Genomic DNA, 26,709 nt, shown 5'->3' on the forward strand with positions numbered 1-26,709 from the left:
CGCAATAGCAATTTTTCTTACATCTGCATCGTCATTAAAACTGGCAATGTGAAATAAATTAGCTTGATTGGTCAACCTGGCAACTGCAATTTTTCTTGCCGCTATATCATCGTCAAAACTGGCAATATGAAATAAGTTAGCTTCATCTTTAAGCGAATTGATCGCTAATTTTTTGACTTTATTGATTTCGGTGCCTTTTGCAATTGCAACCAAATCTCGCTCGGAAACAGGTTTGCTAAAGTCGACGTCACTGATTTCAGTATTTTCTTTTTTACCACTTGAGTTGGCGGCTCTTTCCGGTTGGCTACTAAAGCTGATGCAGCTGCTTAGGAATAAAACAGTGCTTAAGAATAGGAGAGATTTTTTCATGTTAACTTAGCTTGTAAAGCTAAGTTATACAATTAATTTAATATCGCAGTAATCCACAAATAGATAGTTATGCTGAGATACGAAGTCCCGATTTCAGATGCTTCGTGCCTCAGCATGACAAAAAAGATTATTTATTTACGCTAAAGTCGCATTAACGGTAATCGTCGTGTTTAATAATTTAGATATAGGACAGTTTTTTTCTGCATCGGCTACTAACTCATCAAATTTTTCTTGTGTTAAATTAGGAACAGAAGCGGTTAGCGTTAAGTGTGATTCTACAATTTCACCTTTTGATGGATCCAGGTTAATTTCGCATTTAGTTTCCAGTTTATCAGCTACAAATCCGGCTTCAGTTAAGTTAGCAGATAATTTCATGGTAAAACAGCCTGCGTGTGCAGCAGCAATTAATTCCTCAGGATTTGTGCCAACACCTTCTGCGAAGCGAGAATTAAAAGAATATTGAGTGTTATTTAAAGTGGTGCTTTGTGTAGTGATGTTACCATTACCTTCTTTAATAGAACCTTGCCATATGGCTGTTGCATTTCTTTTCATGATTGGATTTTATTTTTAGATTGTTTAACACCTAAAGATAAAAATATGTTTGTTTAAAGCTGGTAATTCTTTGTTAAGAAATCCTTGTATTAAAATAATTGACAAATACTATTTCAAAAAAAGAAGCTGTTTCTATGAAACAGCTTCCATTGCATTACGATCTTTTTAGGTTATTTATCTGATTTTTAATTATAAAGGGTACAATACTGCAGTAGCCTGTTTATCTTTTGCTGATAAAACAGTTGCGCCACTTCCACATTGCCCACCGTTCATTAATGATAGTGCGTCGGTTCCTCCAACCCCTGGAACATTAATGGTTGTAGATTGGTTGGTGTGTTTAAATGAAATGGTATGCCCAAATTCATGTGTTATGGTTCTTTGTCGCTGCGCAAAAGAATTGTTTTGGATCAGGTTCTGGTTAATCCAAACTGTATTGCCAGCTTTACCGTTAGAAGTTGATAAATAAGCCTGTCCACAAGTAGAACTTCCAATGGTATTGTCTACCTTAATTAGAATATCATAAATAGTACCTGTTGTAATTACAAATTTGATTTTAGAATTAGGCACCGTATTCCATTGGTTGATTGCAGAATTGATTTCGCTGATCATGCCATTTATAGAAGGATCGATTTTAACACGGATATTGCTGCTATTGGTTACAATATTTCCATTATAATATTGCTCTGTTATTGGTTTTCCATTATCGGCAGGAACTTCCATGGTTTTGCTAAATACGATATCGCCGTCTACAACGTAATTATTGCCACTTTCTACAATCTGTGCATCTGTAAATCCAAGATTTTTGATGTAAGCAAGAACTTTTTGGTTTTGAACAGTTTCGTTTTCCTGATCTGCTGGTATCTCATTTTTCTTCGAGCACGAGATTACCATTACTGAGAGCAATGCAATCAGCATAGTTTTTGTTAATAGGTGTTTCATAGTTTAGGTTTTTGGTTTAGATCGTAATATGCTGCAATTGAGTATTACATGAATAAATATAATACAAAAAATACATATTTGTATTTTAATACATGTTTATTTTGTATTCTTAATTAGCGATACGAAATCTTGCCTACTATCCTAATCTACCTGGTGTTTTAGTCTATTACTTCTAATCGACTGGAAAAGCAATATACCTACACCAATCATGATCGAAATATCTGCAAAATTGAAAACACCTGTTTGGAAGAGGTAAAAGTCCATATGCATAAAATCGGTAACCGATCCGTGTACAATCCGATCATATAGGTTGCCAATTCCACCACCTATCAGAAAGCACAAAGCAATTTGCATACTCATTGGTAAATTGCGTTTGGCAAAGAGGAAATATAAGCCATAGCCCAAAAATAGTAATGGCAAGCCTGTTAGAATAATGAGTCTAAAAATATAGGGCATATTATCGCCCAGACTTAAAAATGCACCACTGTTTTCTACTTTGGTTAAGGTAAAACGGTCTTTTATAATGCTGATGTGTTCGTAATCGCTAATCTCGGTACGCACAATTTTTTTAGAAATCTGATCGCAACCAAAATTTAATGTGAGAAGTAATAATAAAACAGACCACCTAAGGTTTTTAAATTGTTGCATGTTTTTATAATTAGAAGTTTATAGACGGGTTTTTATTTTTTCACCCATTTTCTATAAGGAATAATCAATGCTAAGACAATCGCTAAAGCACTCAATATTTTTGCAATAATATCTCCGCTTTTTACATAAAAGGTAATCTCGTCGTTTAGGTTGATGTTGGACTTTATTGCAGTTCTTGTCCACCATTTGGTGCTTTGTGTAATATCGCCACGCTGATTAATGAAACAGGAGATTCCAGTATTTGCAGAACGGGCCACATCACGATGGGTTTCAATTGCTCTGAGTTTGGCGTACATCATGTGCTGGTCTTTACCCGAGGTATTTCCCCACCAGCCATCATTAGTGATAATAGCAATAAATTGTGCTCCATCTTTAACAGATTGGCCAATCCAATCGCCCCAAAGACTTTCGTAGCAGATTACCGGTGCAACTCCGATTCCACTTTGTGCATAAAGCACACTCGGTTTTTCTTGCCAGCCCCATCCACCAACTGCTCCACCAAGTTGCGCGAAAACCCCATCTAAAAAGGAAAATACTTTCGGAAACGGCATTTTTTCTACCCCAGGTACCAGCTTGGATTTATGGTAAAAGCGAACATCTGCAGAATTTTCAATCTGCATGGCCGTATTGAAATGATCAACGTAAAGGTTTGCCTGCTGGTCGTACTGTGCAGAAAGTGTTTTTTTGTCGGGATAGATTTTAATGCTTTCTATTCCAGTGATCAGTGTGCCGTTTTTATATTTACTGATGAAGTTTTGTAGGGTGCTAAAGGTTGTCGTTTCGCGGATCCGATCTTCGTTGTCGTAACTTGGTATAGCCGTTTCCGGCCAGATAAAATATTCGGTGTTGGTTTGCCCGATCGAATCGGATAAATGTGTTAAGATTTTAACCTGCTCCAAAGGTGGGATATTCTCCAGCTTTTGATAAGGATCTATATTGGGCTGAACCACCACCACATTGCTTGGCGTCCCTTTTTGTTCTGCTGTAAAGTATTTGGCTAATGAAATGCTGATGGGAATAATCACCACCAAAGCCCAGATTCCTGCGGTTCTAAACCTTAAATAACCTGTTTGTGATTTAAATTTCTTGTAAGCTTCAAAAGCTAGGATATTGCTCACTAAAATCCACAGTGAACCTCCGTAAACACCAGTATAATCATACCATTGCGCCAGCTGATGCATTCCTGCTAAACCATTACCTAAAGTCATCCAGGGGAAAGCTAAATCCCAGGTTTGTTGCAAATATTCTAAAGCGATATAAAAGGCAATTAACCCAAGGTAGGCGATCTTTTTATTTACGTATTTGCCCAATCGATAGTATAACCAAAAAGCAAAAGTCATTAAAAGTGCACCTAATCCATAAGGAATTAAAGAAACGGGGAGGGCTACTGCCGGACCATTATACGCACTTATAGCATTGTGCACCCAATAAATTGATGCTGTATTCCAAACCAAAAATGTTAAGCCTGCAGTCAAGAAAATTCTTTTCCCCTGCTTTTTTTCAGCATTGTCCGAAATGGAATTGAGCGCAATAAACAAAGGCACCAGGCCGATCAACAACAAAGGTGTGGTAAAAGGCATTGGTGGCCAGGCTAGCCAAAGCAAAAATGCACTTAAGAGGGCGAGGAGGTAAGTTTGTTTAGATTTCATTACTAATCGGTAAAATCGTCATGCTGAATTTATTTCAGCATCTTAAATGCTGTTTTATTATAAGGGCTTAAAGGAGCGGAGCAGTTATTCAAGGGTTAAGAATAAATCATCCCAATTAGGATTCAATTCATTTATTAAGGTTGTTTTCCATGCCCTTTTCCAATTCTTTAATTGCTTTTCTCTTATTATGGCTTCTTCAATACTGTCAAATTGTTCAAAAAACACCAAAAGATTGCAATTATATCTTGCAGAAAATGAATTAGGATAATACTTATCTTTATGTTCTTTAATCCTGGAATACAACTCTGATGTTACGCCAATATAAAGAACTGTATGTTTAAAATTGCTTAATATATAAACACATCCGCCTCTTTCCATCTTTTACATCAATTAAGACCCTGAAATAAATTACCTTCGGTGAGCTCGCTAGGGCTCGGTTCAGGGTGACGGCCTTTTATTTACAAACTATCTAAAATATTTGCTTTTTTAGCTTCATATTCTTCCTGGGTAATCAGGTGTTTATCGTACAAAGTTTTAAGCTTGCGTAATTTTAAGGTGGTTTCGTCTTCTGGCTCTTCTACAACTTCAGCTATTTGAATAATGGGTTGTACTGGCTCAGGCGTCGGTTCGTAAGCAGGAATTTCGGCAAGAGGTTGTGCATTTAAATTGATGGGGGAAGCCGTTGCACGGTTTTCTTCCAGTTTTTGCTGACGGAGCATTTCCTTATACTCATCCAATTGCTGGTTTGCAGCCTGATGTAACTTACGCGCCTGTACTTTCGGAATAAATTCGGTTACGATGTTTTCGCCATGTTGTGGTACACAGATAAATTTAGAACCAAAAAATTCTTCCTTAAACGAAACCTCTTTAATGCTTTTCCACGAAATATCTTTGAAGTTCATGGTTAAACCTAAATTACCAGGCTCGCAATAAAAAATGCGCTTGTTAGAAATCGCGATGCTATCTGGTAACAAGTTTACCGCTGGTTTTTTCTGTACAGCTAAATATAAAAGTTCTTCGCCTGCTGTTAAAAGGTCGTTTAATTTTCCAATAACTTTTTCAACCGCTTTTGGGTCTTGTTCGTCACTCAGAAATCTATCTATGCTAATCATAATATTTTTAAATTGTTGTGTTGGTTACGTTTTCGATGCTACTCTTCAGCATCTTCATATTTGTTTTTGCTTTTAATGTTGGGTTTCCCCGCTATGCAAATTACAAATTCTCCTTTTAAAGTATTGTTTTCAAAATGTGATTTTATTTCCACCAAAGTTCCACGAACAGTTTCTTCGAACATCTTGGTGAGTTCTCTACTTACCGAAGCTTGCCTATCGGCACCCAGATACTGTGCAAATTCCTCTAAAGTTTTTAATAAACGGTGTGGGCTTTCATAAAGTATAATGGTGCGGTCTTCTTCTGCCAATTTTTTAAACTTTGTTTGCCTGCCTTTTTTTACGGGTAAAAAACCTTCGAAACAGAATGCATCTGCAGGTAAGCCCGAATTAACCAAAGCCGGTACAAAAGCTGTTGCTCCTGGTAAACATTCTACTGCAATTTCATTTTTAATGGCCTCGCGTACCAGGAAGAAACCCGGATCGGAAATGGCAGGTGTTCCGGCATCTGATATTAAGGCAATCTTTTGCCCTTCATTTAAAAACCTAATGATTTCTGAAGTGGCCTTATGTTCATTATGCTGATGGTGAGAAAAAACCCTTTTATCGATGCCGAAGTGTTTAAGCATCGGGGCACTCGTGCGGGTATCTTCCGCCAGGATTAAATCGCATTCTTTTAATATACGGATTGCCCTAAAGGTCATATCCTCCAAATTGCCTATAGGCGTTGGTACAAGAAATAGTTTGCCATCCATATTTTTCTGTGTCCGTCATTGCGAGAGCTGGCTCCGATTTCTCGGGGAGGAACGACGAAGCAATCTTTTTGTTGACAGATTGCCGCACTGCGTTCGCAATGACGACTTAATTATTATCTTTGCTTAAAAAATTAAATAATGCTGCAAGTTAACTATATCCGCGAAAATAGAGAGAAAGTTTTAGAACGTTTAAGTATCCGTAATTTTAAACAGCCAGAACTGGTAGATGAAATCATCAAAATTGATGAAGACCGCCGTTCTACACAAACTTCCCTGGATAATATTTCTGCTGAAGCGAATGCAGCTGCCAAACAAATTGGCGATTTAATGCGTACCGGCAAAAAAGAAGAAGCCGAGGCAATCAAAGCACAAACGGCTTCTCATAAGGAAAATATCAAAAATCTGAGTGATAAATTAAATGAGTTGGAAACGGCTCAGCATAATTTAATTGTTCAGTTGCCAAATTTACCATACCATTTGGTAAAGCAAGGATCTACGGCAGAAGAAAACGAGGTTGTTCTAACGCATGGAGCGCCTGCTGAGCTACCAAGTAAGGCTTTGCCGCACTGGGAATTGGCTGCGAAATATGATATTATCGATTTCGAGTTGGGTGTGAAAATTACTGGTGCAGGTTTTCCGGTTTATAAAGGAAAAGGTGCAAAGTTACAACGTGCTTTGATTAATTTCTTTTTAGATCATGCTACTGAAGCAGGTTATAAAGAAATGCAGGTACCTCATTTGGTTAATGCGGCCTCGGGTTTTGGTACCGGGCAGTTGCCAGATAAAGAAGGACAGATGTACCATTCAACTGTTGATGATTTATATTTAATTCCAACAGCCGAAGTTCCGGTAACCAATTTATACCGTGATGTAATTGTTAAGGAAGAAGATCTTCCAATTAAAAATACCGCTTATACGCCTTGTTTCCGTAGAGAAGCGGGCTCATACGGTGCACATGTACGTGGTTTAAACCGTTTACATCAGTTTGATAAGGTTGAAGTAGTGCAGATTACCCATCCTGATAAATCTTACGAAACTTTAGAGGATATGAGCCAGTATGTTCAGTCTTTATTAAAGGAGCTGGGATTACATTACCGCGTATTGCGTTTATGCGGTGGCGATATGGGCTTTACTTCTGCCATGACTTACGATATGGAAGTTTGGAGTGCCGCACAAGAGCGTTGGTTAGAAGTTTCTTCTGTATCAAATTTCGAAACTTATCAGAGTAACCGTTTAAAATTACGCTTTAAAGGAAAAGAAGGGAAGGCTCAACTGGCTCACTCATTAAATGGAAGCGCATTGGCATTACCGCGTATTGTGGCATCTATTTTAGAAAACTACCAAACCGAAAACGGAATTAAAATTCCGGAAGCTTTAGTGAAATATACCGGTTTTGATATTATAGATTAGTCAGGGAAACTAATGAAGTTTCAATGGGCTTGTACGCAGTGAACTTCGTTAGTTTTGCTTAGACCGCCGCGGAGACTTGCGAAGTTTTCTTTCGCGCAAGACTGAGTAAACTTCACAAGACGAGCATAAAAAAAGCTTTGCAGTAATGCAAAGCTTTTTGTTTTTATATAGATAGATGTGATGCGGTATTGATTATAAAATCAAGATCAACAATAAAATGATGATAATGATTGCACCAACTGAAAGGTAAACACCTCCAGAAACTGCGCGGGCCTGACCTTTTAATTCTCTTAACTCGCTACGTAAAGCTTTACGTTCTGCTCTTGTTAAGTTCGATTTATCCATGTCTCTGATCTCTTCAACACGGGTTTTAATTCTTTCCAGTTTCACTGCTTGTTCGGCAGTTAATTCTGTTGGGTTTTTCGCAGGTTTATCAGCTGCCTGAGCTGAATTAAAACTAATGCCTAAAGAGAAAACCAAGGCTAACGTGTAGATGAATTTTTTCATAATATCTAATTTTTTAGTGTTCGATCTCTACGTAACAAAAAACCTACCAAAATGTTCTGGTAGGTTTTAAAAAGCATTGATTTAACGGTTAAAAGTCTTATTTGATCTCGAAAACGGCGTTTACCGTGAAATTCAGCTTAATTTTTTTGAAATCAATTTCAGGAGCGCCAGCGGCATCGGCCATTTCAGCTTTCATCGCGTAATTTCTGTAAACAGGTTGTATTACATTGTCTCCACCATCTTGTATCTCAATTACACCACCTAATTTATCGCCTAAAGCCTCAACCATATAAGCTGCTTTCTCTTTTGCTGCCAATAAAGCCTTAATTTTAAGCTCTTTTTTTATGGTTTCAATTTTAGAGTAATCGTAGCTTTCAATATTCGTGTTGGCGATTCCTTTAGCATCTATCGACTCTAATATTGCATTAAACTTGTTTAGATCGCTAACTTTTAAGCGGTATTGTTTGCTGGCTAAGAAATCGGGATTTTTCTTTTTTTCTGTAGCATAATTCCAGCTGCTTAAATTGCTAATGGTTAAATTTTCTTTTGCAATGCCTGCTTTTTGTACTGCTGCAAATAATTGTTTCTCTAACTCGGTAATGTCTACTTTTTTCTTTCCGTTTAGGTATTCTTTAAGCGAAATACCGATATAAATAATATCTGGTGTTACTTCTGTTTCTGCAGTTCCGCTAACGTTAATTTTTCTACGTAAATCTACTTGTTGAGCCATCGCTGATGATAATCCTAAAAATGCAACCAGTGCAAGTGCTATTAACTTTTTCATAATGTGTATTTTCTTTGTGTGTACTGTAATGATGTAAACCGTGCACAAATTCCACACCGAGATTATCATTTTTTTTAATTTTTTGGAAATGAGCGTCAGTATTTCAGGGCAAAACCTGTCCCGCTATACAATTAGCCCCGAAGGAAAATCGGGGGCTGCCGTTGTTATCGGGTTTATTAACAAAGGATTATGCTACTATCTAAAAAATCTATCAAGGGTAAGCAATTGCGACTACAGTAATTTTTAAGCTGAAAAATATTGTTCTTTTTATCATGTAAATATTCATCCGTGTATCTTATCCATTAAAAAAAGCTGCTGTTCTAGCCACTTAAACCCGACAAAGCGGATAGCCCGGAATGAAAGCGCAGCGAAATGAGGAAAATAGCGATGGCGGGACCGAGGTAGCCAATGCAGATTGAACCTGATTTTCTAAAATAAATAGAAAGAGAGTAAAATTATGCGCAAGGTTTTATGCTTAAATAGACGGAATTATAAATGGTTATAAAACCTAGCGCAGCAGAGTTTTCTGCAGAATTTTAATCATGTTTTGCAATTAGGAATTGCAAAAAGAATTGAATTGTGGTTGTTAAACCTTTGATACTTTAACAGCAGTTGGTCCTTTTTGACCCATTTCTACTTCAAACGTAACCTTATCACCTTCTTTAATCTGGGTGATTAAACCGTTTGCGTGAACGAAAATACTGTCTTGTGTTTCAGTGTTTTTGATGAAACCATAACCTTTACTCTCGTTAAAGAAAGTTACTGTTCCTTTTTTAACCGGGTTTTCATCGATAATGTCTTCTTGTCTTGTTATACCAATCTGTACATCCTCAATGTTGAATACTTTCTTCTTTTTCGGATCAGGTGGAGTAGACGAAATGTTACCATTCTCATCAACGTACGCAAACATTTCTTCAAGCGCTAAACCTTTCTTTGCATTAGATTGACGCTCTTCTTTTTTCTCTTGTTTGTCTTTTTGTTTTTTTAACCGTTTTTTTTCGTTCTCTTTTTTACTGTATGTTGCCTGAGATTTAGCCATATTTTATTTAATTGTATTGTTTTGAAAGGTGAGTGGAATGGAGAATTATACAAAGATAACAATACTAAAGCATAAACACGATTTTATTCGGTTATGCTCTTGTCATTTGGATGCGAACCACAGATGAATATAAATGTGTTTGCCACAGAAGCACAGATTTACACGGAATTATTTTTTTTCCTAATTTAAGTGTCTTTGCCGCCACTAGTTTTTTCTTTTTACCACGGATGAAGTGGATGAACACAGATAAGGAGGATATAGTATCTGTGTTGATCTGTGAAAATCTGTGGTTAAAACCGGCTATTAATTAGCTACTTATTGCATTACAAATGCAAACCCATGGTCATCCTCGTTATTCCAAAGGAATCACTTTGTGACAAACGAGGACAATTGAATTTAAGAATATAGCTGTGTTTATCCCTGAAAATCTGTGATTGATTCCTTTTATGATGCTCGGTTTACCCACTTATCTTTATCGATCTGATAAACAAAATTCCATTTTAAGGGCTCACCATAATAGGCTACTTCTAATTCGGCGATTTTAAGGGCTCCTAATTTTTCTGTTGCTTTTTGTGAACGGAAATTAGTAGCCCCAATATGTAAGATTACTTTATCCACAAATTGAAAAGCATAATCAAACATTAAAGTTTTTAAAGCCTTATTATACCCCTTTCCCCAAAACTCGCGGGCAATAAAAGTGTAACCAACGGCAACTGAATGGTCTGTTTCATCCAATTCGTAGTACCTGGAACTGCCCACAATTTTGTTGCTTTCTTTTTCATAAACAATAAAAGCACCCTTCGATTCTGTTGCTCCTTTAAAGAAATTTTCGAAGACCTCTCTTTTATAGCGGTCTTTATTGGGGTGCTGCTCCCAGATCAAGGGATCGGATGCTACTACAAAAAGGGATTCAAAATCTTCTTCTTTTAAGGGAACTATCGTAATTAAATCGTTTGCTAATATAGGCTGTAAATCGAAATTCATATGGCTTGAATATAAAAACGGCTGGCTATAAGGCCAGCCGTTTATAATTAATTATTAGATTTCTCCATTCCGCTTTGCTCCAGTCGAAATGACGATGGAGTACTTCATATTTAACGGTCGCCTTTCCTACACAAGTGGGAATCTTTTATTGCATTACGATTCCCAATCAAGTTGGGAATGACGAACCTTTCGTAGTTATTAATTTAATCTACTAAACCTTCAATTTCTACCACTTCCTGGGCATCTTTTTGATAATCAACTTTATCAATTTCGAAACCGAATAAGCTTAAGAAATCAGATCTGTAGCCTGGTAAATCACCTATTGCTGGTAAAGTTTCGGTTGTTGCTTCTTTCCAAAGTTCGGCAACTTTTGCCTGGATATCTTCACGCATTTCCAAATCGTCGATTCTGATTCTTCCTTTTTCATCAAGAGGAACAGGGCTGCCAGTATATAAGCGATCAGCATATAAACGTTGAATCTGCTCAATTGTACCTTCGTGCACACCTTCGGCTTTCATTACTTTGTACAACAATGAAATATATAAGGGGATCACCGGAATAGCAGAGCTTGCCTGCGTTACCAATGCTTTATTAACTGATACATAAGCTTTGCCATCAATATCTTTCAATTTATCGCTGATTTTAAAAGCAGTTGCTTCTAAATCATCTTTAGCTCTGCCAATGGTTCCTTTACGGTATACTGGCTCAGTTAAAGCAGGGCCGATGTACGAATAAGCTACTGTTGTTGCACCATTGGCAAGTAGGTTCTCTGCTTTTAGGGCATCAATCCACATGGCCCAATCTTCGCCACCCATTACAGCAACGGTATTGGCAATATCTTCTTCGGTAGCGGGCTCGATAGAAATTTCGGTCACATTACCAGTGTGGAAATCGACGGTTTTATTAGTATAAGTTCCACCGATAGGCTTTAATGTAGAGCGGTGAAGCACTTCTGTATCCGGATGTTTCCTCACTGGCGACGCCAGGCTATAAATGACTAAATCAACCTGACCCAGATCAGCCTTGATTAATTCAATTGTTTTTTCTTTAATTTCTTTTGAGAAAGCATCGCCATTAATACTTTTTGCATATAATCCAGCAGCATGTGCTTCTTTTTCAAAAGCTGCGCTATTGTACCAACCTGGTGATGCAGTTTTGCCTTCAGAAGGTGCTTTTTCGAAAAATACGCCAATTGTAGAAGCGCCAGATCCATAAGCAGCAGCAATACGCGAAGCTAAACCGAAACCGGTTGATGCACCAATTACCAATACTTTTTTAGGACCATCTATAGCTCCTTTAGATTTTACATATTCAATTTGATTCTTTACGTTTTGTGCACAACCATCAGGGTGTGCGGTTAAACAGATAAAGCCCCTCATTCTAGGTTCGATAATCATTTTTGTTCTATTTTACGTTTTGTAATGTTAAAATAAGCGCAATTTTAAGGGTATTGAAAATACCGTAATGCCCAAATCTTTAACGAAGATAAATTTTTAATCGCTTAACGTTAAATGAAATTTTAATAATGAACGTATTTAACCGCAAAGAGCGCAAAGTGTTTCGCAAAGAAACGCAAAGGTGGTTATGTTTTTACCACAGAGGACATTGAGTTTTACACAGAGAACAGGAGAGCACAGTTTTTAATAAATTGTACAATGGACTACAGACTTAGGCCTTGAACTTTAGACCTCCGAACCCTAACTATCTAACTAATTAACAACTCTTTTTTCACTTTACTATATTTCTCTTAATTTAGCGCCACACAGATAAAACCGGTTATCTCTTCTTATGAAAAAAATAGTATTGTCTGCCGTGGTGCTCATCATCATGGCTTCTGGAAAGCTTTATGCGCAAACCCAACATCAAAATTCGGGTTGGTTTATGTTTTTAAATAACACCAAATTTAATGATAAATGGGGGCTTCAGTTCGATGTTCAACTGCGTTCGGCTGATGATTGGGGTTATTTGAGAAATACATTGGTGCGCCCGGCTTTACAATATTTTATTAACAATAAGCACAATGTAGCCTTAGGGTATTTATGGCAAACTACACATACAGAATCGGCAGAGAGCCCTGATCTTACCCTACATGAGCACCGAATATTTGAGCAATACATTTATAGTCATAAAATAAAATCGGTTTTTGCCAGCCATAGGTTTAGGGTAGAACAACGTTTCATCGGTCGTACTGGTGAAGATGTTTTTTCGCAGCGTTTCCGTTATTTTTTCAGGCTTGTTCAGCCACTTCAAAAAACACAACCAACGTTTACTAAAGGACCATTTGTGGCTTTGCAGAACGAGGTGTTTTTAAATCTTCAGAATAAGGATAAAATTAACAGTAGTGTTTTCGATCAGAACAGGTTATATCTCGCTGCAGGTTACCGTTTTTCGAAACAGTTTGATTTGGAAGCTGGTTATATGAATCAGGCTACTCATGGTGTTTTAAATAATACGGTAAATAATATTATTCAGTTGGCTGTTTACACAAGGTTTTAATGTTTTAAAGTCATTTTTTGTACAACAACTCTTACAAAATGTTAAACCTGTTGTAAATGATTGGTCTTTTTGCTCAATTTGCCGCGTGAAAAGATTTACCATTCTATTTTTAGCACTCTTGTTTGGCAAGCGGATGCAGGCTCAAGAGATTCAGACGTCTTCAACCGCTCATACCCCAACCTCAAAAAGTTTATTTAACCCTGAGCATAAAAGGAATTTTTCGCGTAAAGGCGATTTCTTTTTTCACTGGGGATACAACAGCTCGTGGTATGGGAAAAGTGATATCAGGTTTCAAGGCCCGAATTACGATTTTACTTTAAAAGATGTAGTTGCACACGATAGACAATCGAAATTGAGCTGGGCTTATTTAAATCCGGGACTTATCACCGTACCGCAATACAATATCCGTGCAGGTTATTTTATCAAAGATAACTACAGCATCTCAATCGGTTGGGACCACATGAAATATGTAATGGACATCCCACAAACAGTAGCGATCACTGGTCACATCGGGCCAAATATTTCTCCAACCAATACACCTACGGGTAATTTGGCAGGCGATTATAACGGGCAAAGCATTAATGTTAAAGAGAGCATGATAACCTACGAGCATACTGATGGTTTTAATTATGCAAATATCGAAATTGAACGTTATGATGATATTTGGGTGGCTCCGGGCGGCAATACTTCCTTAACCTTAGAAACCGGTTTAGGTGGTGGCATGATGGTTCCGCGTTCAGATGTACGTTTGTTCGGACAGGGCAGAAATAACCACTTCAGTATTTCGGGTTACGGTGTTTCTGCAAAAGTTGGACTTAAGTTTTATGTGTGGAAAAACGTTTACCTACAAAATACCACTAAATTCGGCGCTACCAATTTAACCAATGTGCATACCACTGGCTGGGATGAGTACGATAAGGCCAGTCAGAAGATTAACTACATCGAAAATATGTGGTTAATCGGGGTTCAGTTTTAAAAGATATTGAAGGAGGTTTAAGCCTCCTTTTTTGTTTTAAGTTCAATTTAGAATTGCCACGGAAACACAGAAAATATTGAATAATCTCGCGTTTCGTCATTCCCCCGCAGGTGGGAATCTTAATGCTGTAGCTTTTGATTTCAGCTGCAAGAAATTACTATCTTTCTTTTATCATGGCTAAATATTGCATTACAGCATCTTCTGCTTTTGGGTTATGCTTGATGTTTGCAGTATAAAGATCACCTCTCAGGTTTTTGTAAAGCGCTATCGCATTTTCTAACACAGTAATTAAAGATGTTTTATTGTATTCGGCGATGGTACCCTTAAGTAAGTTAAAATCTTCGGAAGAGAGCTGCGATTCTACTTTACGCACACCCCGAGGTAGGTTGTTGCTTTTGATGTGTAGTAGAGGACCAAACACCACCATTCTTAAAAAACCAAAGAAATCTAAAGCTTCCAGATACTCACCTCTGCCGATTTTTAAGAGGGCATAATGCATCCAGGTCCAAAAGCGGTCTTCAATCCATTGGTAATCTGGTGAAGGGAATTTAGCTTCAGTTTGATCAAGAATTTGCTGTAATTGATTGTCTCTGTCTATTAATAGTATCGGGTTTTCTACTCTTGAAACAAATTCATCAAGGGTTAAAAACTTAATGTCAACATGGAGCAATGGCTTGTCATAAAGGCAGATCAATACGCGAGGTTCGCCGACATGCTCTCCTGTAAATGCAGAAATTAAATCGCCAAGAAGGCTGGCATATTGCAGCATTTTCGATTTATCTGTTGATAGTTTTTCTTTGGTAACCAAAATGAGGTCGAGGTCTGAAAATTCGTCGATTTCGTTGCTGAGCCAGGAGCCGCCCACGGCTAACCCGATAACAGATTCATCGCTTTCTAATATTTTGGTTGCATTTTGGGCAAAGAGTTGTTGTATCATGGGTAATTTAAATACTATTTTAATGCTGTTTTTCACCAAATATACTTTTAAGCCTAACCATTATATAGGCGCAAATAATGGCGATTAAAAAATCCAAAAGCAAATTGAACGGTTTAAAACCAAAATTCTGGTAGCAATTATCGCACTTTCCAGAAAAACTATCGTAAAAAGTTAATGGGAATCCGTATTGATCAAATCCGTCAGATGCAGCCTCTAGTTTTAATGTTGCTAAAGTAGAAATGATCAATAATAAGACGGTTAGGTATACGATTGCTTTTATGGTTTTCATCTACATATATTCTATTTTGCAAAGCAGATTGCTTCTGCTCCCGCTGACCCAGCCTCGCAATGACGATCTAGCGTAGACCGCTTTACGCTAGATGCCCAACGCTTGGCTTCTGTTTCTAATGACAATAAATTATACATCCAGTAACCTTCGGTGATAATTAATCTGCCCTAAATGGTAAGTTAAATGTGTGGCAAGGTGAACCAGGAAGAATTCGGTTGATGTTTTCTCCTGAAATACTAACATTGGGTATTCACTATTGAGCTGTTCTTCTGTAATTTTACCCAACGTTTCATTAACCACCACTAGGGTTGCTTCGATCATGTTGATAAGTTCCTGTTTAGGAACTTCTTTTAACGAAAACTCCAGTTCGCGGTTTCGGATGTAATTGCTGCCACCCAAAGTTGCACCGATGTAAGTGTTGAGGTTGCCGATTAAATGCAGACAAAGGTTCCCTGCGGAATTTGCGATCTCCTTATCTATAATCCATAAGTTCGCTTCGTTTTTATACGACGCGATTTCGGATTTTAGCTTGTTTAAATCACGGTTGAAAAGTGTTTTTAAGGTTTCGGTAAGCATATGCGAATTTTTAAGGGATTATTTGAAATGTTGTTAGGCGAATAAATGTTTAAAGCCGAAACAGGATTTCTGTTGCTGGAATCGTTAATCTGGCGTTACATTTATCACAACTCTCTCTGGGGCTACTAGCGAAAATTGCTTTTCACATTTCCATTTTGAGCCAGCTTTTAATCCTTCAAGTGTGTTCCCGTCAACTATAATATCGCCAAATTCATAAGCATAGTAAGCGTATGTCCATAATAAATTTGCAATTTCATTTTCATCAGCTGTAGAGAACCGAATTTGAAAATCTGGTAGTCCAATGGTGTGAAGACCTACGGTATCCATCAGCAATTCTTTGTGGCCCGTATTGCTGCCTGCATTGTATAACCGTACGTTACAAATTGCACATAATATTTGTATTTTATCGGTATCCCAAATGTTAATGATATCGGTAGGGTTTAAGATTTTTTGTGCTGAAGATGAATAAACCGCATTTGGTTGAGTTATCTTGATCACTGCTACTAAGAAATCCATAAATATATTTAAGCGTTCTTTATAGGGTAATGTTCTCGACATTAAATCAGTTACCAATATTTCATAAGTGCAGTTTCTTGCAGTTTGATTGGCTTCAGGCCAATGCCAGTTTTGTTGAAAAGCGGCATCTGGAACTTCTACCTCAGGCTTGCCCTGATCAGGTATCATTATGGTGCACTGTGCGGGAATTGTTGCATCCGCAAATTGAATGGGATGATCGGGGAATAAAAAAATGAAAGTGTTTTCTGAGAAGGAATGCTCGGCATTTTCAAAATGTTTTTTTACCTCGGTTAATACCTGATTGCTATTAAAGTTGGGTTTGTCAAGGAATAAAAGCTTAGCGCTAAGCAGTTCCGGAAAATTCTCTAACGGATCATTTTCTACTATCTGTTCATTTTCTTCTACAATGTTTTTCTTTTTAAATACGTTGAATAAACCCATTATACATTATGTTTTTGATGGCTAGTATTGTGATTATAGCGTGGTTTAAATATACAAATGAATACTGCCCAATACCACATAAATTATAATTTCTTTAAGTAACGGTTAGATTTCCTTTGCAGATCTGAGTGCCTAAACCCGATAAAATGGAAAGCCCGGAAGCCCGATCCTTCATCGGGATGAGGACTTGGAATAATAGCGGGACTAACATTTAATAGTAGCACTGAGTTTGCTTTTCGAAATAAAGAAAGAATGTTAAAGCACCTTTCGACCTATGATCTTATCTAGAAACCTGAGTTCGATTGTTTTCTTACGCGAGACTAGGCGTTACGTCATGCTGAACTTGTTTCAGCATCTTTTAGGCAAGTAAGACCCTGAAATAAATTCAGGGTGACGACCGCCGAATACAAAATGCCAATATCATGAACCAAGCCCACATTATTAATCAAACTCAGGTTAGAAAGATGCTGAAACAAGTTCAGGACGATCGCGTTGGGAAATGAAGCTAATAATTGATCCTTTGCCAACAAAAAACACCTACAATTTTCTTGCAGGTGTTTCTCTATTAAAAAGGCTTTAATTTATACTTTTCTCACTCTTCCAGAGCCAACAACTGTTTTACTTACAGTTGGGTCGCCTGAGTAATTTACACTTCCAGATCCGCTGATTACGGCACTAATGCTTTCATCTACCGCAATGTTAACCGTTCCTGATCCGCTGATCGTTGTTGATAATGTTTTTACTGCAAAAGATTTGCCACCAAAAGTGCCTGAACTACTGATTACTATTTTAGCATGATCTGCGTTACCTGTAATATTTATTGCCCCTGAACCGCTAATTACGCCGCTAAAATTGTCAACATCGGCATTTACTTTTATACTGCCAGAACCGCTTAAAACTGTTGCGAAATCTCCAGCACTAACTTTGCCATTTACCGTCATTGCTCCAGATCCATTCATGGTTAAGCTTTTTAGCGAAGGTGCAGTAACGTAAGCCGTTATTTTTTTGTCTTCGTATTTTCTAGACCAGCTGGTAATGCTAGTTTCCGGACGGATAATGAGTGCATTTCCTTTTACTTCTGTTACAATAGAGGCAATAGCATCAGCATCACCCTCTAAACGGCAGCTTGCTTTTGAACCTATAGTGATTACGATATTGATTGGCCCTGCACCCGCAACTGAGGTAAAGTTAGCTACATCTCTTTCATCACTATTGTATTTTGATGACTTGATGTGGGTTTGATCTTTTGCGATTACATTAATACTAGAGGTTAATGTTAGGGAGGCTAATAATATGGCAAATACTTTTTTCATGGTTATAGATTTTATTTTTTTAGATGAATAATGAGCTTTTTCTTATAAGACGATGGTTTTGCCGAAAAGTTGCATAAGATGAAATTTAATTCTCTTTATGAGGGACTTCGACTATAGTCGGATTGACAAATTATAATTAGGACGCTCGTCATTCCCGCGTAGGCGGGAATCTTAAAGCTTATTGCATTACGATTATCTTCGATGAGCAATCGTGGTTCCCAATTGAATTGGGAATGACGAGCGCCGATGAAATATTATTATCCTTTTTTTATGTTGATGTAAAACAAAGGATCGTGTTTGAAATTATCATCGTTTATGCTGGCATCCACTTTAACTGTTTTCCAATCGTTTGTAGGCTTAATCAAGGTATAAGTACCTGTTTTTAATGTTACACGCACAGGCATATCAAAACCTTTAACATCGGTTATCCAGCGATAAGATAAAGTGCCATTGTTGATTTTATATTCTAAAACAGGGATCTTTGTATAACGTAAATATTGATCGAAAACTTTATCCAGTTTAAGCCCGCTTTGTTTGGCGATGTAATTTTCGATCTGAGCAGTGGTAACCGTTTGATGGTAAAATGTTTTGCTTAGCCCGCGAAGAATCTGTCTGAACTTTTCATCGTCATTAATCAACTGGCGGATGGTACTAATCAAGTTTGCACCTTTGGGATACATATCGCCCGAGCCTTCTTTATTTACACCATAAGGGCCAATAACCGGAATATCATTTTGGATAATTTTCTGTAATCCGATTACATACTCGTCTGCAGCTGCTTTGTTCTCGGTACATTCGGTAAACAATACTTCCGAATAATTGGTGAAACCTTCATGAATCCACATATCGGAGATATCTTTTGAGGTAATGTTATTGCCGAACCATTCATGGCCGCTCTCGTGGATGGTGATGAAATCCCACTTTAAGCCATGGCCGGTACCGCTTAAATCTTTGCCTAAATAACCTGGTTTAAACTGGTTGCCATAAGCTACTGCGCTTTGGTGTTCCATCCCTAAATGTGGTGCCTGAACCAGTTTGTAACCGTCTTTGTACCATGGGTAAGGACCAAACCAATATTCGAAACATTTTAGCATCGGTTTAACATCGGCATCCCAATGTGGGCGGGCTTTGGCGCTATCGGTTTGCAGCGCCCAGTAATCGATGCTGAGTTTTCCGTTTTCACCATCGTAACTGTCTTGCCAGTGGGCATATTTGCCAATGTAAAAGGTTACATCATAGTTGTTGATGGGATTAGCGACAAACCAATTGTATTGTTTGTAACCATCGGGTTTATCAACAGTATTTCTCAATCTTCCGTTAGATATTTCCTGCAAAGTTTTAGGGACACTAATGCTGATTAACATACTATCTACCTCATCGCTCTGGTGATCTTTATTTGGCCACCATACACTTGCTCCTAAACCCTGGCAGGCCACAGAAACAAAAGGATTGCCTACTTCATCTTTTTTGAAGATAAAACCACCATCCCAGGGTGGTGTTTTAGCCACCGTAGGATTGCCTGAATAGAAAACAGTGAATTTATCTTTGCTCCCTTTTTTTACGGCTTTAGGGAAGGTTACAAAAACGGCATTATATTCTCGTGTAAAAGGTAAATCGGAGCCTTTGTAAACAACCTTTTCTACTTTTAGGTTGTCAAAAAGGTCGAATTGTAGTTTGGTGAAATCCTGTGTGGCGGTAAAAGAAAATTCATTGCTGCCACTTACTGTTTTCTGGTCGATATCTATTTTCACATCCAGGTGGTAATAACTAATATCGTAACAAGTACGTAAAGGGGTGAGTGTTCCACGGAGGCTATCGGCTCTGGAGTTCACTTGATTCTTGCCGAGTAGTTGTGCCTGCGCAGCTGAAATACTGATGACTATGGAAAGGATGAATAGTAACTTTTTCATTTGTTATGTTTTTGTTGATCGTTCAAAACGATTGGTAATTGCACACCCGTTAGAACGAGCGTGAGCTTATCAAATTATTTTATCACATCAACTTCGATAAAACTATCGTTAAATACAGTCTGCGTAGCTTTAATATAATCGGCTTCTGTTGCTTTATATGGGTTTTCTACAAATTTTTGTGGATTACGTGCAAACAAAGGAAATGCCGTACTCTGTACCTGGATCATAATCCTATGTCCTTTTTTAAAGGTGTGTAATACATCCTGTAGCTGAAAGTTCACATCCGTTTTCTGGTTGGCTACCAAGGCCTCGGGTTTTTCGAAACTATTGCGGAAGCGTGCAGGCATAACTTCCGAACGCACCATTTGCCAGTAATTGCTCAAAATGATATTCTTGTTTGGCATGTAAGAGTTGTTCGGCTCATCGGCAGGATAAACATCGATCAGCTTTACAATAAAATCTGCATCGGTACCCGTGGTTGCAATTTTAAGGTGCGACATAATTTCGCCTCCCAAGGTAATATCGTTATCCAATATATCGGTTTGATAGACCAATACATCTGGTCTTCTGCCCGCAAAACGTTGGTCTTCACTCATGTAATTGTGTGGTGTAAAGCCCAATGTAGTGGTTAAATCCTCGGTATATGGAACAGGCTTTAATGGATCGCTAATGTAGTTTACTGAGCTGGCCGCACTGGGTGCAGTCATGCTAAGCTTACCATCAGCACCTAGATATAATTTTTGTTTAGTCGCCTTTTCTGTTGGCCATTTGGCAAAAGTTTCCCATTGTTTTTTACCGGTATCGAACATATAGGCTTCAGGCAGGCCAGCGTTTTTATCGCCATTGCCCTTTAAAAAGTGATTAAAGAATTTAGCTTCAATTTCTTTCTGGTAGAAGGTAGCAATGCTATCTCCGAAATACACATTACTATGCATGGTATGACCGGTTTCGCGGCTCCATCTTCCATGTCCAAATGGACCCATTACAATTGTATTATAGGCATTAGGGTTTTTCTTTTCGATGGTTTTATAAATGTTTAGCGGGCCTGATAAATCTTCAGCATCGTACCATCCACCAACAACCATCACTGCAGGTTTAATGGTATTGTAATGTTTCAACAATCCACGTTTTTGCCAAAACTCATCATAGTTTGGGTGGTTAACGGTTTCTTGCCAGAAAAAATTATCCTTGTAATATTTGTCTGCATTGCTTAAAGGGCCTAAATCTAACGCAAACTGATAACCATCTTTTGTTTTTGGAAGGATTAACTGGTTATTATACCAGGCTTTAGAGGTAGTATCGGTTTTTTGAACACCAAATACCGGATAGGTCATGAAATAACTCTGCAAAAATGATCCATTGTGATGGAAGTCATCAAAAAAGAAATCTGAAATCGGTGCTTGTGGCGATGATGCTTTTAATGCAGGGTGATTGCTTAAAATCCCTGCCGCGGTATAAAAGCCCGGATAAGAAATTCCCCATTGGCCAACTTTGCCGTTGTTATTGGCTACGTTTTTAACCAGCCAATCAATGGTATCGTAAGTGTCAGAACCTTCATCAACCTCTTTTTTGCTTTTTTTGTTATCGATAACTGGGGTCATATTGGTCCAGGTGCCTTCGCTTTTCCAGCGACCGCGCACATCCTGATACACTATGATATAGCCCTCTTTCATCATCAATTCTGACGGGCCTAATTTTACAGGGAATTTATCTTCGCCATATGGGGCAATGCTATAACAGGTACGTTGCATTATCATCGGATATTTTTTATTCTTGGCTGCATCTTTAGGGGTATAGATGGCGGTAAAAAGTTTAGTTCCATCGCGCATTGGGATATAAACTTCTTTTTTGGTGTAATTGGCTTTTGGATACCCTGCATCACTTTGCGCAAAGGCAGAGGATGCCGAAAGCAGGATAATCATTAGTTTTAAGTATTTCATTTTATTATAATAAGTTAGTTATTCATGTGTTTGGTTTGTGGTGACACGAACCAAGGCACTATAGTATTATTTTCGTCATTGTGAAGTACGAAGCAATCTTAATACCATCGTTTTAAGATTGCTTCGTCGGCTGAAAAAGCCTTCTCGCAATGATGGATTTTATTATTTCAACACCGAAACTGTAATAAACGAGCTGTTGTGCACGTCGTGATAAATTTTGTGTGTAGCTTTTTGAAAATCCTGTGGTTCTGCCTGATAGATATCCATAAATTTCTGCGGATTGCGATCGGCTAAAGGGAACCATGAGTTTTGAATCTGGATCATAATTTTATGGCCTTTTTTAAAAGTATGCGCCACATCGGGCAAAGGGTAATTTACTTTTGTGATGGCACCAGGAACAAATGGCTCAGGTTTTTCGAAACTGTTGCGGTATTTTCCACGCATAATTTCTCCCCGAACCAGCATTTCGTAACCACCCATAATCAGGTTTTTAGGGTTAGGTTCTGGATTTGGTGCATCTTCAGGATAAACATCAATCAGTTTAACTACATAATCGGCATCTGTTCCAGTAGTCGAAACCACCAAGTTGGCCAAAACAGGACCTGTTAAGGTAATATCTTCTGTTAAAGCGTCGCTTTGATAAGTTTTTACATCCGGACGGCGGGCAGCAAAACGCTGATCATCGATCATGTACTCGCGGGTACGTTTGGCCTGAATGCCATCCTGGTAAGGTACAGGGTTATTAGGGTCGCTCACATATTCATCCCAGCTATCGGTTCTGCCAACTTTTTCAAAACTGAGCTTTCCATTAGGTTGTAAATACAGGTTTTTGTTTTCTACGTCTTGTGGTGGCCATGTTTTGAACTTTTTCCATTCGTTACTTCCTGTTACAAAAATATTGGCTTCTGCTGCATTAAAATCGCCTTCACCTTTTAAATAATGTTTAAAGAAAGGCAGTTCATACTGCTCCTGGTAATCGATACTGGTGGTTTTGCTGAAAGGGATATCGCCGAAATAAGAACCATCACTACGTACCCAGCCGCCATGGAACCAAGGTCCTGCAACCAGGATATTATTGGCGCCAGGATTCTGTTTCTCAATTGCTTTGTAAGTATCAAAAGTTCCATAGGCATCTTCAGCATCGAAAAAGCCACCCACTACCATCACTGCAGGCCTCACATTGGTTAAATGCGGAGTAATTAAACGTGCTTTCCAGAAGGTATCTAAGTTTGGATGTTTAAATAAATCGTTCCAGAATTTAATACTATCTGCAAAGTATCTGTCTTTTAGGTTCTTAACCGATCCGGCTTCTAAGTAAAAGCGATAATTATCCTGAATAGGGAACTGAAAACCTTTAGGTCCTTTATCTGGTGTAATCGGTTTAGGTCTCGGCACACCAAAATTGCCCATAAAACTGAAAGCATCCATCAGAAATAATGTACCACGGTGGTGGAAATCATCACCCATAAACCAATCGGTAACTGGCGCCTGAGGCGAAACGGCTTTTAGCGCTGGGTGTGCATTTGGCAAAGAAGTGGTAGAATAAAAACCAGGGTAGGAAATGCCATAAATACCCGCATTGCCATTGTTGCCTTTTACGTTTTTAACCAACCAGTCGATGGTATCGTAAGTATCCGTACTTTCATCAATAGCTGTTTTAGATTTTTTTCCAACCAGTTGAGGACGGATATCGGCAAAAGTGCCCTCACTCATCCATCGGCCCCTCACGTCTTGATATACAAAAATAAATCCTTCACGCATCATCGCCGGAAAATTCCCCAAACTAAGCTTATATTTATCTTCACCATAAGGTGCAACGGTATAGGGTGTTCGGTTAATTAAAAATGGATATTTTTTGGTTTGATTTTTGGGTATATAAATAGAAGTGAAGAGTTTAACCCCGTCGCGCATGGGGATCTGGCGTTCAATTTTAGTGTAGTTTTCTCTAACATATGCCGAATCGGTTTGCTGGGCTATTAATTCATTAGAAATAAACAGACAAAATAAAAGACTGAAAATTCTTGTAAGGTTCATTTAAGCTAGTTTTTAGGAATAAAATTTAAATATAGGTGATTCGTGGTTGATTAGAAAAAATCGCCCGTAAAAGGTTTGTTAGCAAAGATGGAATCATGTAAGATGGAAGGATTTTGATGTATTTTGCCATTAAAACCCTCCCTTCGTCATCACTTTATCAAAATTTAGTTAAATAGTGTTAAGGGATAATCTTTTAGGAGTTTTCACCGTCATATACATAATCGACATAAACACGAAATAATGAATAGGTTATTTAATAAAGGATTGGTTGTTTTCGCTGCAGCAGCGATGATTGCAACCTTAAGCATTGAAAGCGTTTCTGCACAGCGGCCAAGTAGGAGTGGAGGTTCTTCCGGAGGTGGTAGATCTGGTTCGATAAGCCCATCTAGAGGCGGTGGTTCTATTTCCAGACAGCCATCTATGCATGCGCCAAGTAGAGGTAGTTATGCACCAAGCAATGGCGGTCGCCCACCAAGACCTAATTACAGTTATAACAGACCAGGTTATCGCCCAGGTTCGGGATATGGTAGGCCAGGTTATGGTTATCGCCCGGGTTATGGAAGGCCTTATTACAGACCATATTATAGCTATTATAATTTTTACAGGCCCTTTTTAGGTTTCAGGATTGGCGTATTGCCTTATGGCTATTATCCGTTTTATTATGGCGCTAACCAGTTCTATTATTCTGGCGGATTGTTTTATCAACAAAACAACAGTCAATACGAAGTGGTAACCCCACCAGTTGGTGCTGAGGTTCCGAATTTACCATCGGATGCTAATCTGGTTACCATTAATGGGGTTGATTATTACGAATACAAAGGCGTTTATTATACCCAAAAAGAAAATGCTGATGGTAAAACCGTATATGTGGTTGCTGGGAAAGACGGTATTTTAAACACAACTGACGGCCCCGTTGATACGCATAATATCGGCGATATAATTAATCAATTGCCAGAGGGATGCAGAGAAGTAACCATTAAAAACGAAAAGTATTTTGTTTCGCCTGATGATGTTTATTATGAAGAAATAGTAGATGGAACAAATATTACTTACCGTGTAATTGGTAAGTTGTTTTAATCTTAGTTTTATCAGTGTCAGATGGTAACATCTGACACTACTTATAATTCCAGTAGATGTGCAGTTGGATGGTAATGTCCAACTGTTTTTTGTTTAATTTCTCGCTGTACGTCATACTGAACTTGTTTCAATATCTGTATTCACTTTGTGTCAGATCGGAATATCCAACACAACTGAATTTCCGATTGGAGCAAATTGCTTACGAGAAGACCCTGAAATAAATTCAGGGTGACGTATCTCAAGCCGCCAAAATTCCATATTTTTACAGCCTAAACATTTCGATTTGAAACCTGTATCGCAGCTCTTCTTTGTTTATTCAGTTCTTGCTATTGTGCTCTCATCTTGTTCTACAACTAAGTATACTGCGGTTAAGCAAAATGAAACCAGTATTTCTTCTTTAAAGTTTCTGGATGAATACATTATGCCCTTAAATCCAATTTCCCAAAATACGGTTGTTGGTGGTTTGTCGGGGATTGATTACGATGTAAAGCAAAACCAGTATTATATGATCAGTGATGATCCATCACAACGTAGTCCGGCGAGGATTTATACCGCAAAGATTGATATCAAAGAAAATAAGATCGATACCGTTCGGGTAACTGGTGTTACTTATATCTTACAGGAAAACGGAAAACCATACCCAAAATACGGAACTGATAAAACTGTAAAACCTGATGGCGAATCGGTTCGTTATAACCCCTTAACCAAACAATGGATTTGGAGCAGTGAGGGAGAAAGGTTGTTTAAGGACGGTGATACGACGATAGTTCAGCCCAGCTTAACCTTTATTTCTACCGAAGGAAAGTTTCTGGATACTATTCCAATGCCTAAGGGCTTTCAGTTTGCAAAAACCGAAACCGGGCCGCGCAAAAATGCTTTATTTGAAGGTTTAACTTATGCTGATCAGTACAAAACATTGTATGCCAGTTTAGAAGAACCACTTTATCAGGATGGACCTCAGGCTGCTTTTGAATATGATAAAGCCTTAACGCGGATTTTAAAGTTTGATGTAGCTACTAAAAAGAATATTGCCCAGTATGCTTATAATCTGGGGGCAATGCCAGTTAAACCTACCGTTGAAAACGATTGGAATGTAAATGGAATTTCCGAAATACTAGCCATTAATAATTATACGCTTTTGGTAATGGAAAGAGCCTGGGCAAAAGGCCACGATGATCATACCTTTTTAAAACTTTACCTGGTTGATTTACGGAGTGCTGAAAATGAAATCAATAATAGCTCTTTTGTGCAAAACCCTCCAAAGCCCTTAAACAAGAAATTGCTTTTCGACTTTGATTCCTTGAACCGACATATCGATAATTTTGAAGGGGTAACATTTGGACCAAAATTGCCAAATGGGCATCTCTCTTTGATTTTTTGTGTTGATAATAATTTCGGTAAATCTCAGGTACAACAATTTTTCTTATTTGAGATGATTCCATAATCATCATTTCTGTAA

26 protein-coding genes are annotated in these 26,709 nt (G+C 38.1%); 5 read left to right on the top strand and 21 right to left on the bottom strand.

The genetic code is table 11. From position 1 onward, the window contains the following. From J7E57_RS02165 to rsmI, 8 genes are all read right to left on the bottom strand, one after another. The coding region (locus J7E57_RS02165; RefSeq protein ID WP_215164911.1) for a hypothetical protein at positions 1–369 on the bottom strand (369 nt) is incomplete at its 3' end. A 135-nt stretch (positions 370–504) separates the two neighbouring features. Next, positions 505–921, bottom strand: coding sequence for an OsmC family protein (locus J7E57_RS02170; protein WP_215130155.1), 417 nt, complete (start codon positions 919–921; stop codon positions 505–507). A gap of 189 nt (positions 922–1,110) precedes the next feature. Further along, positions 1,111–1,860, bottom strand: a complete 750-nt coding sequence (locus J7E57_RS02175) for a M57 family metalloprotease (RefSeq protein WP_215130157.1) — start codon at positions 1,858–1,860, stop codon at positions 1,111–1,113. A gap of 141 nt (positions 1,861–2,001) precedes the next feature. Further along, a complete protein-coding gene (gene lspA, locus J7E57_RS02180) occupies positions 2,002–2,508 on the bottom strand; it encodes a signal peptidase II (protein WP_215130159.1) in 507 nt (168 codons plus the stop codon). 32 nt (positions 2,509–2,540) lie between these two features. Continuing rightward, entirely contained in the window at positions 2,541–4,157 is a 1,617-nt protein-coding gene (gene lnt, locus J7E57_RS02185; RefSeq protein WP_215130161.1) for an apolipoprotein N-acyltransferase, read from the bottom strand. A gap of 84 nt (positions 4,158–4,241) precedes the next feature. Continuing rightward, positions 4,242–4,535 (bottom strand): GIY-YIG nuclease family protein, encoded by a 294-nt coding sequence (locus J7E57_RS02190; protein ID WP_215130163.1) that lies wholly within the window; start codon positions 4,533–4,535, stop codon positions 4,242–4,244. 80 nt (positions 4,536–4,615) lie between these two features. Beyond that, positions 4,616–5,269, bottom strand: a complete 654-nt coding sequence (locus tag J7E57_RS02195) for a PH domain-containing protein (protein WP_215130165.1) — start codon at positions 5,267–5,269, stop codon at positions 4,616–4,618. 38 nt (positions 5,270–5,307) lie between these two features. After that, on the bottom strand, positions 5,308–6,021 hold the full coding sequence (rsmI, locus tag J7E57_RS02200) for a 16S rRNA (cytidine(1402)-2'-O)-methyltransferase (RefSeq protein WP_215130167.1): 714 nt from the start codon (positions 6,019–6,021) through the stop codon (positions 5,308–5,310). A gap of 138 nt (positions 6,022–6,159) precedes the next feature. Between rsmI and serS the strand changes: the two genes are divergently transcribed. Further along, the gene (gene serS, locus J7E57_RS02205) at positions 6,160–7,431 is read left to right on the top strand and encodes a serine--tRNA ligase (protein ID WP_215130169.1); all 1,272 of its coding nucleotides are present in this window, start codon (positions 6,160–6,162) and stop codon (positions 7,429–7,431) included. A 192-nt stretch (positions 7,432–7,623) separates the two neighbouring features. Here the strand turns inward: serS and J7E57_RS02210 are convergent, their stop codons facing one another. The 5 genes from J7E57_RS02210 to fabV form a co-directional block, all read right to left on the bottom strand. After that, entirely contained in the window at positions 7,624–7,938 is a 315-nt protein-coding gene (locus J7E57_RS02210) for a seryl-tRNA synthetase (protein ID WP_029277363.1), read from the bottom strand. A gap of 97 nt (positions 7,939–8,035) precedes the next feature. Next, on the bottom strand, positions 8,036–8,722 hold the full coding sequence (locus J7E57_RS02215) for an SIMPL domain-containing protein (protein ID WP_215130171.1): 687 nt from the start codon (positions 8,720–8,722) through the stop codon (positions 8,036–8,038). A 586-nt stretch (positions 8,723–9,308) separates the two neighbouring features. Further along, on the bottom strand, positions 9,309–9,761 hold the full coding sequence (locus tag J7E57_RS02220; RefSeq protein WP_215130173.1) for a cold-shock protein: 453 nt from the start codon (positions 9,759–9,761) through the stop codon (positions 9,309–9,311). Between the two features lie 444 nt (positions 9,762–10,205). Continuing rightward, positions 10,206–10,745, bottom strand: a complete 540-nt coding sequence (locus J7E57_RS02225; RefSeq protein ID WP_215130175.1) for a GNAT family N-acetyltransferase — start codon at positions 10,743–10,745, stop codon at positions 10,206–10,208. A gap of 203 nt (positions 10,746–10,948) precedes the next feature. After that, the gene (gene fabV, locus J7E57_RS02230) at positions 10,949–12,142 is read right to left on the bottom strand and encodes an enoyl-ACP reductase FabV (protein WP_215130177.1); all 1,194 of its coding nucleotides are present in this window, start codon (positions 12,140–12,142) and stop codon (positions 10,949–10,951) included. Between the two features lie 391 nt (positions 12,143–12,533). Here fabV and J7E57_RS02235 point away from each other — a divergent pair, with 391 nt between their 5' ends. Beyond that, on the top strand, positions 12,534–13,241 hold the full coding sequence (locus J7E57_RS02235) for a DUF2490 domain-containing protein (protein WP_215130179.1): 708 nt from the start codon (positions 12,534–12,536) through the stop codon (positions 13,239–13,241). A gap of 85 nt (positions 13,242–13,326) precedes the next feature. Further along, on the top strand, positions 13,327–14,217 hold the full coding sequence (locus J7E57_RS02240; RefSeq protein ID WP_317196508.1) for a hypothetical protein: 891 nt from the start codon (positions 13,327–13,329) through the stop codon (positions 14,215–14,217). Between the two features lie 157 nt (positions 14,218–14,374). Here J7E57_RS02240 and J7E57_RS02245 read toward each other — a convergent pair whose 3' ends face one another. The 8 genes from J7E57_RS02245 to J7E57_RS02280 form a co-directional block, all read right to left on the bottom strand. Next, a complete protein-coding gene (locus J7E57_RS02245; protein ID WP_215130181.1) occupies positions 14,375–15,154 on the bottom strand; it encodes a hypothetical protein in 780 nt (259 codons plus the stop codon). A 19-nt stretch (positions 15,155–15,173) separates the two neighbouring features. Next, positions 15,174–15,443, bottom strand: coding sequence for a hypothetical protein (locus tag J7E57_RS02250; RefSeq protein WP_215130183.1), 270 nt, complete (start codon positions 15,441–15,443; stop codon positions 15,174–15,176). Between the two features lie 129 nt (positions 15,444–15,572). After that, positions 15,573–16,019 carry a DinB family protein gene (locus J7E57_RS02255; RefSeq protein WP_215130185.1) on the bottom strand — a complete coding sequence of 149 codons (447 nt, stop codon included), beginning with the start codon at positions 16,017–16,019 and terminating at the stop codon, positions 15,573–15,575. Positions 16,020–16,103: 84 nt separating this feature from the next. Further along, complete coding sequence (locus tag J7E57_RS02260) at positions 16,104–16,976, bottom strand: DUF4261 domain-containing protein (RefSeq protein ID WP_215130187.1); 873 nt, start codon at positions 16,974–16,976, stop codon at positions 16,104–16,106. Between the two features lie 581 nt (positions 16,977–17,557). Continuing rightward, on the bottom strand, positions 17,558–18,289 hold the full coding sequence (locus J7E57_RS02265; protein WP_215130189.1) for a head GIN domain-containing protein: 732 nt from the start codon (positions 18,287–18,289) through the stop codon (positions 17,558–17,560). Positions 18,290–18,546: 257 nt separating this feature from the next. Then, positions 18,547–20,199: a M1 family metallopeptidase gene (locus J7E57_RS02270; protein WP_215130191.1), complete on the bottom strand. Its 1,653-nt coding sequence runs from the start codon at positions 20,197–20,199 to the stop codon at positions 18,547–18,549. A gap of 74 nt (positions 20,200–20,273) precedes the next feature. Further along, a complete protein-coding gene (locus J7E57_RS02275; RefSeq protein WP_215130193.1) occupies positions 20,274–22,139 on the bottom strand; it encodes a CocE/NonD family hydrolase in 1,866 nt (621 codons plus the stop codon). A gap of 162 nt (positions 22,140–22,301) precedes the next feature. Then, positions 22,302–24,173, bottom strand: coding sequence for a CocE/NonD family hydrolase (locus J7E57_RS02280; protein ID WP_215130195.1), 1,872 nt, complete (start codon positions 24,171–24,173; stop codon positions 22,302–22,304). 240 nt (positions 24,174–24,413) lie between these two features. On the opposite strand from J7E57_RS02280, the gene J7E57_RS02285 reads away from it, so the two are divergent. Both J7E57_RS02285 and J7E57_RS02290 read left to right on the top strand, forming a co-directional pair. Further along, on the top strand, positions 24,414–25,250 hold the full coding sequence (locus J7E57_RS02285; protein ID WP_215130197.1) for a DUF6515 family protein: 837 nt from the start codon (positions 24,414–24,416) through the stop codon (positions 25,248–25,250). Positions 25,251–25,533: 283 nt separating this feature from the next. Beyond that, positions 25,534–26,694 carry an esterase-like activity of phytase family protein gene (locus J7E57_RS02290; RefSeq protein WP_215130199.1) on the top strand — a complete coding sequence of 387 codons (1,161 nt, stop codon included), beginning with the start codon at positions 25,534–25,536 and terminating at the stop codon, positions 26,692–26,694. The last annotated feature ends 15 nt before the right edge of the window (positions 26,695–26,709 follow it).

The sequence above is a fragment of the Pedobacter sp. ISL-64 genome (assembly GCF_018613605.1).
Taxonomy (GTDB): Bacteria; Bacteroidota; Bacteroidia; order Sphingobacteriales; family Sphingobacteriaceae; genus Pedobacter.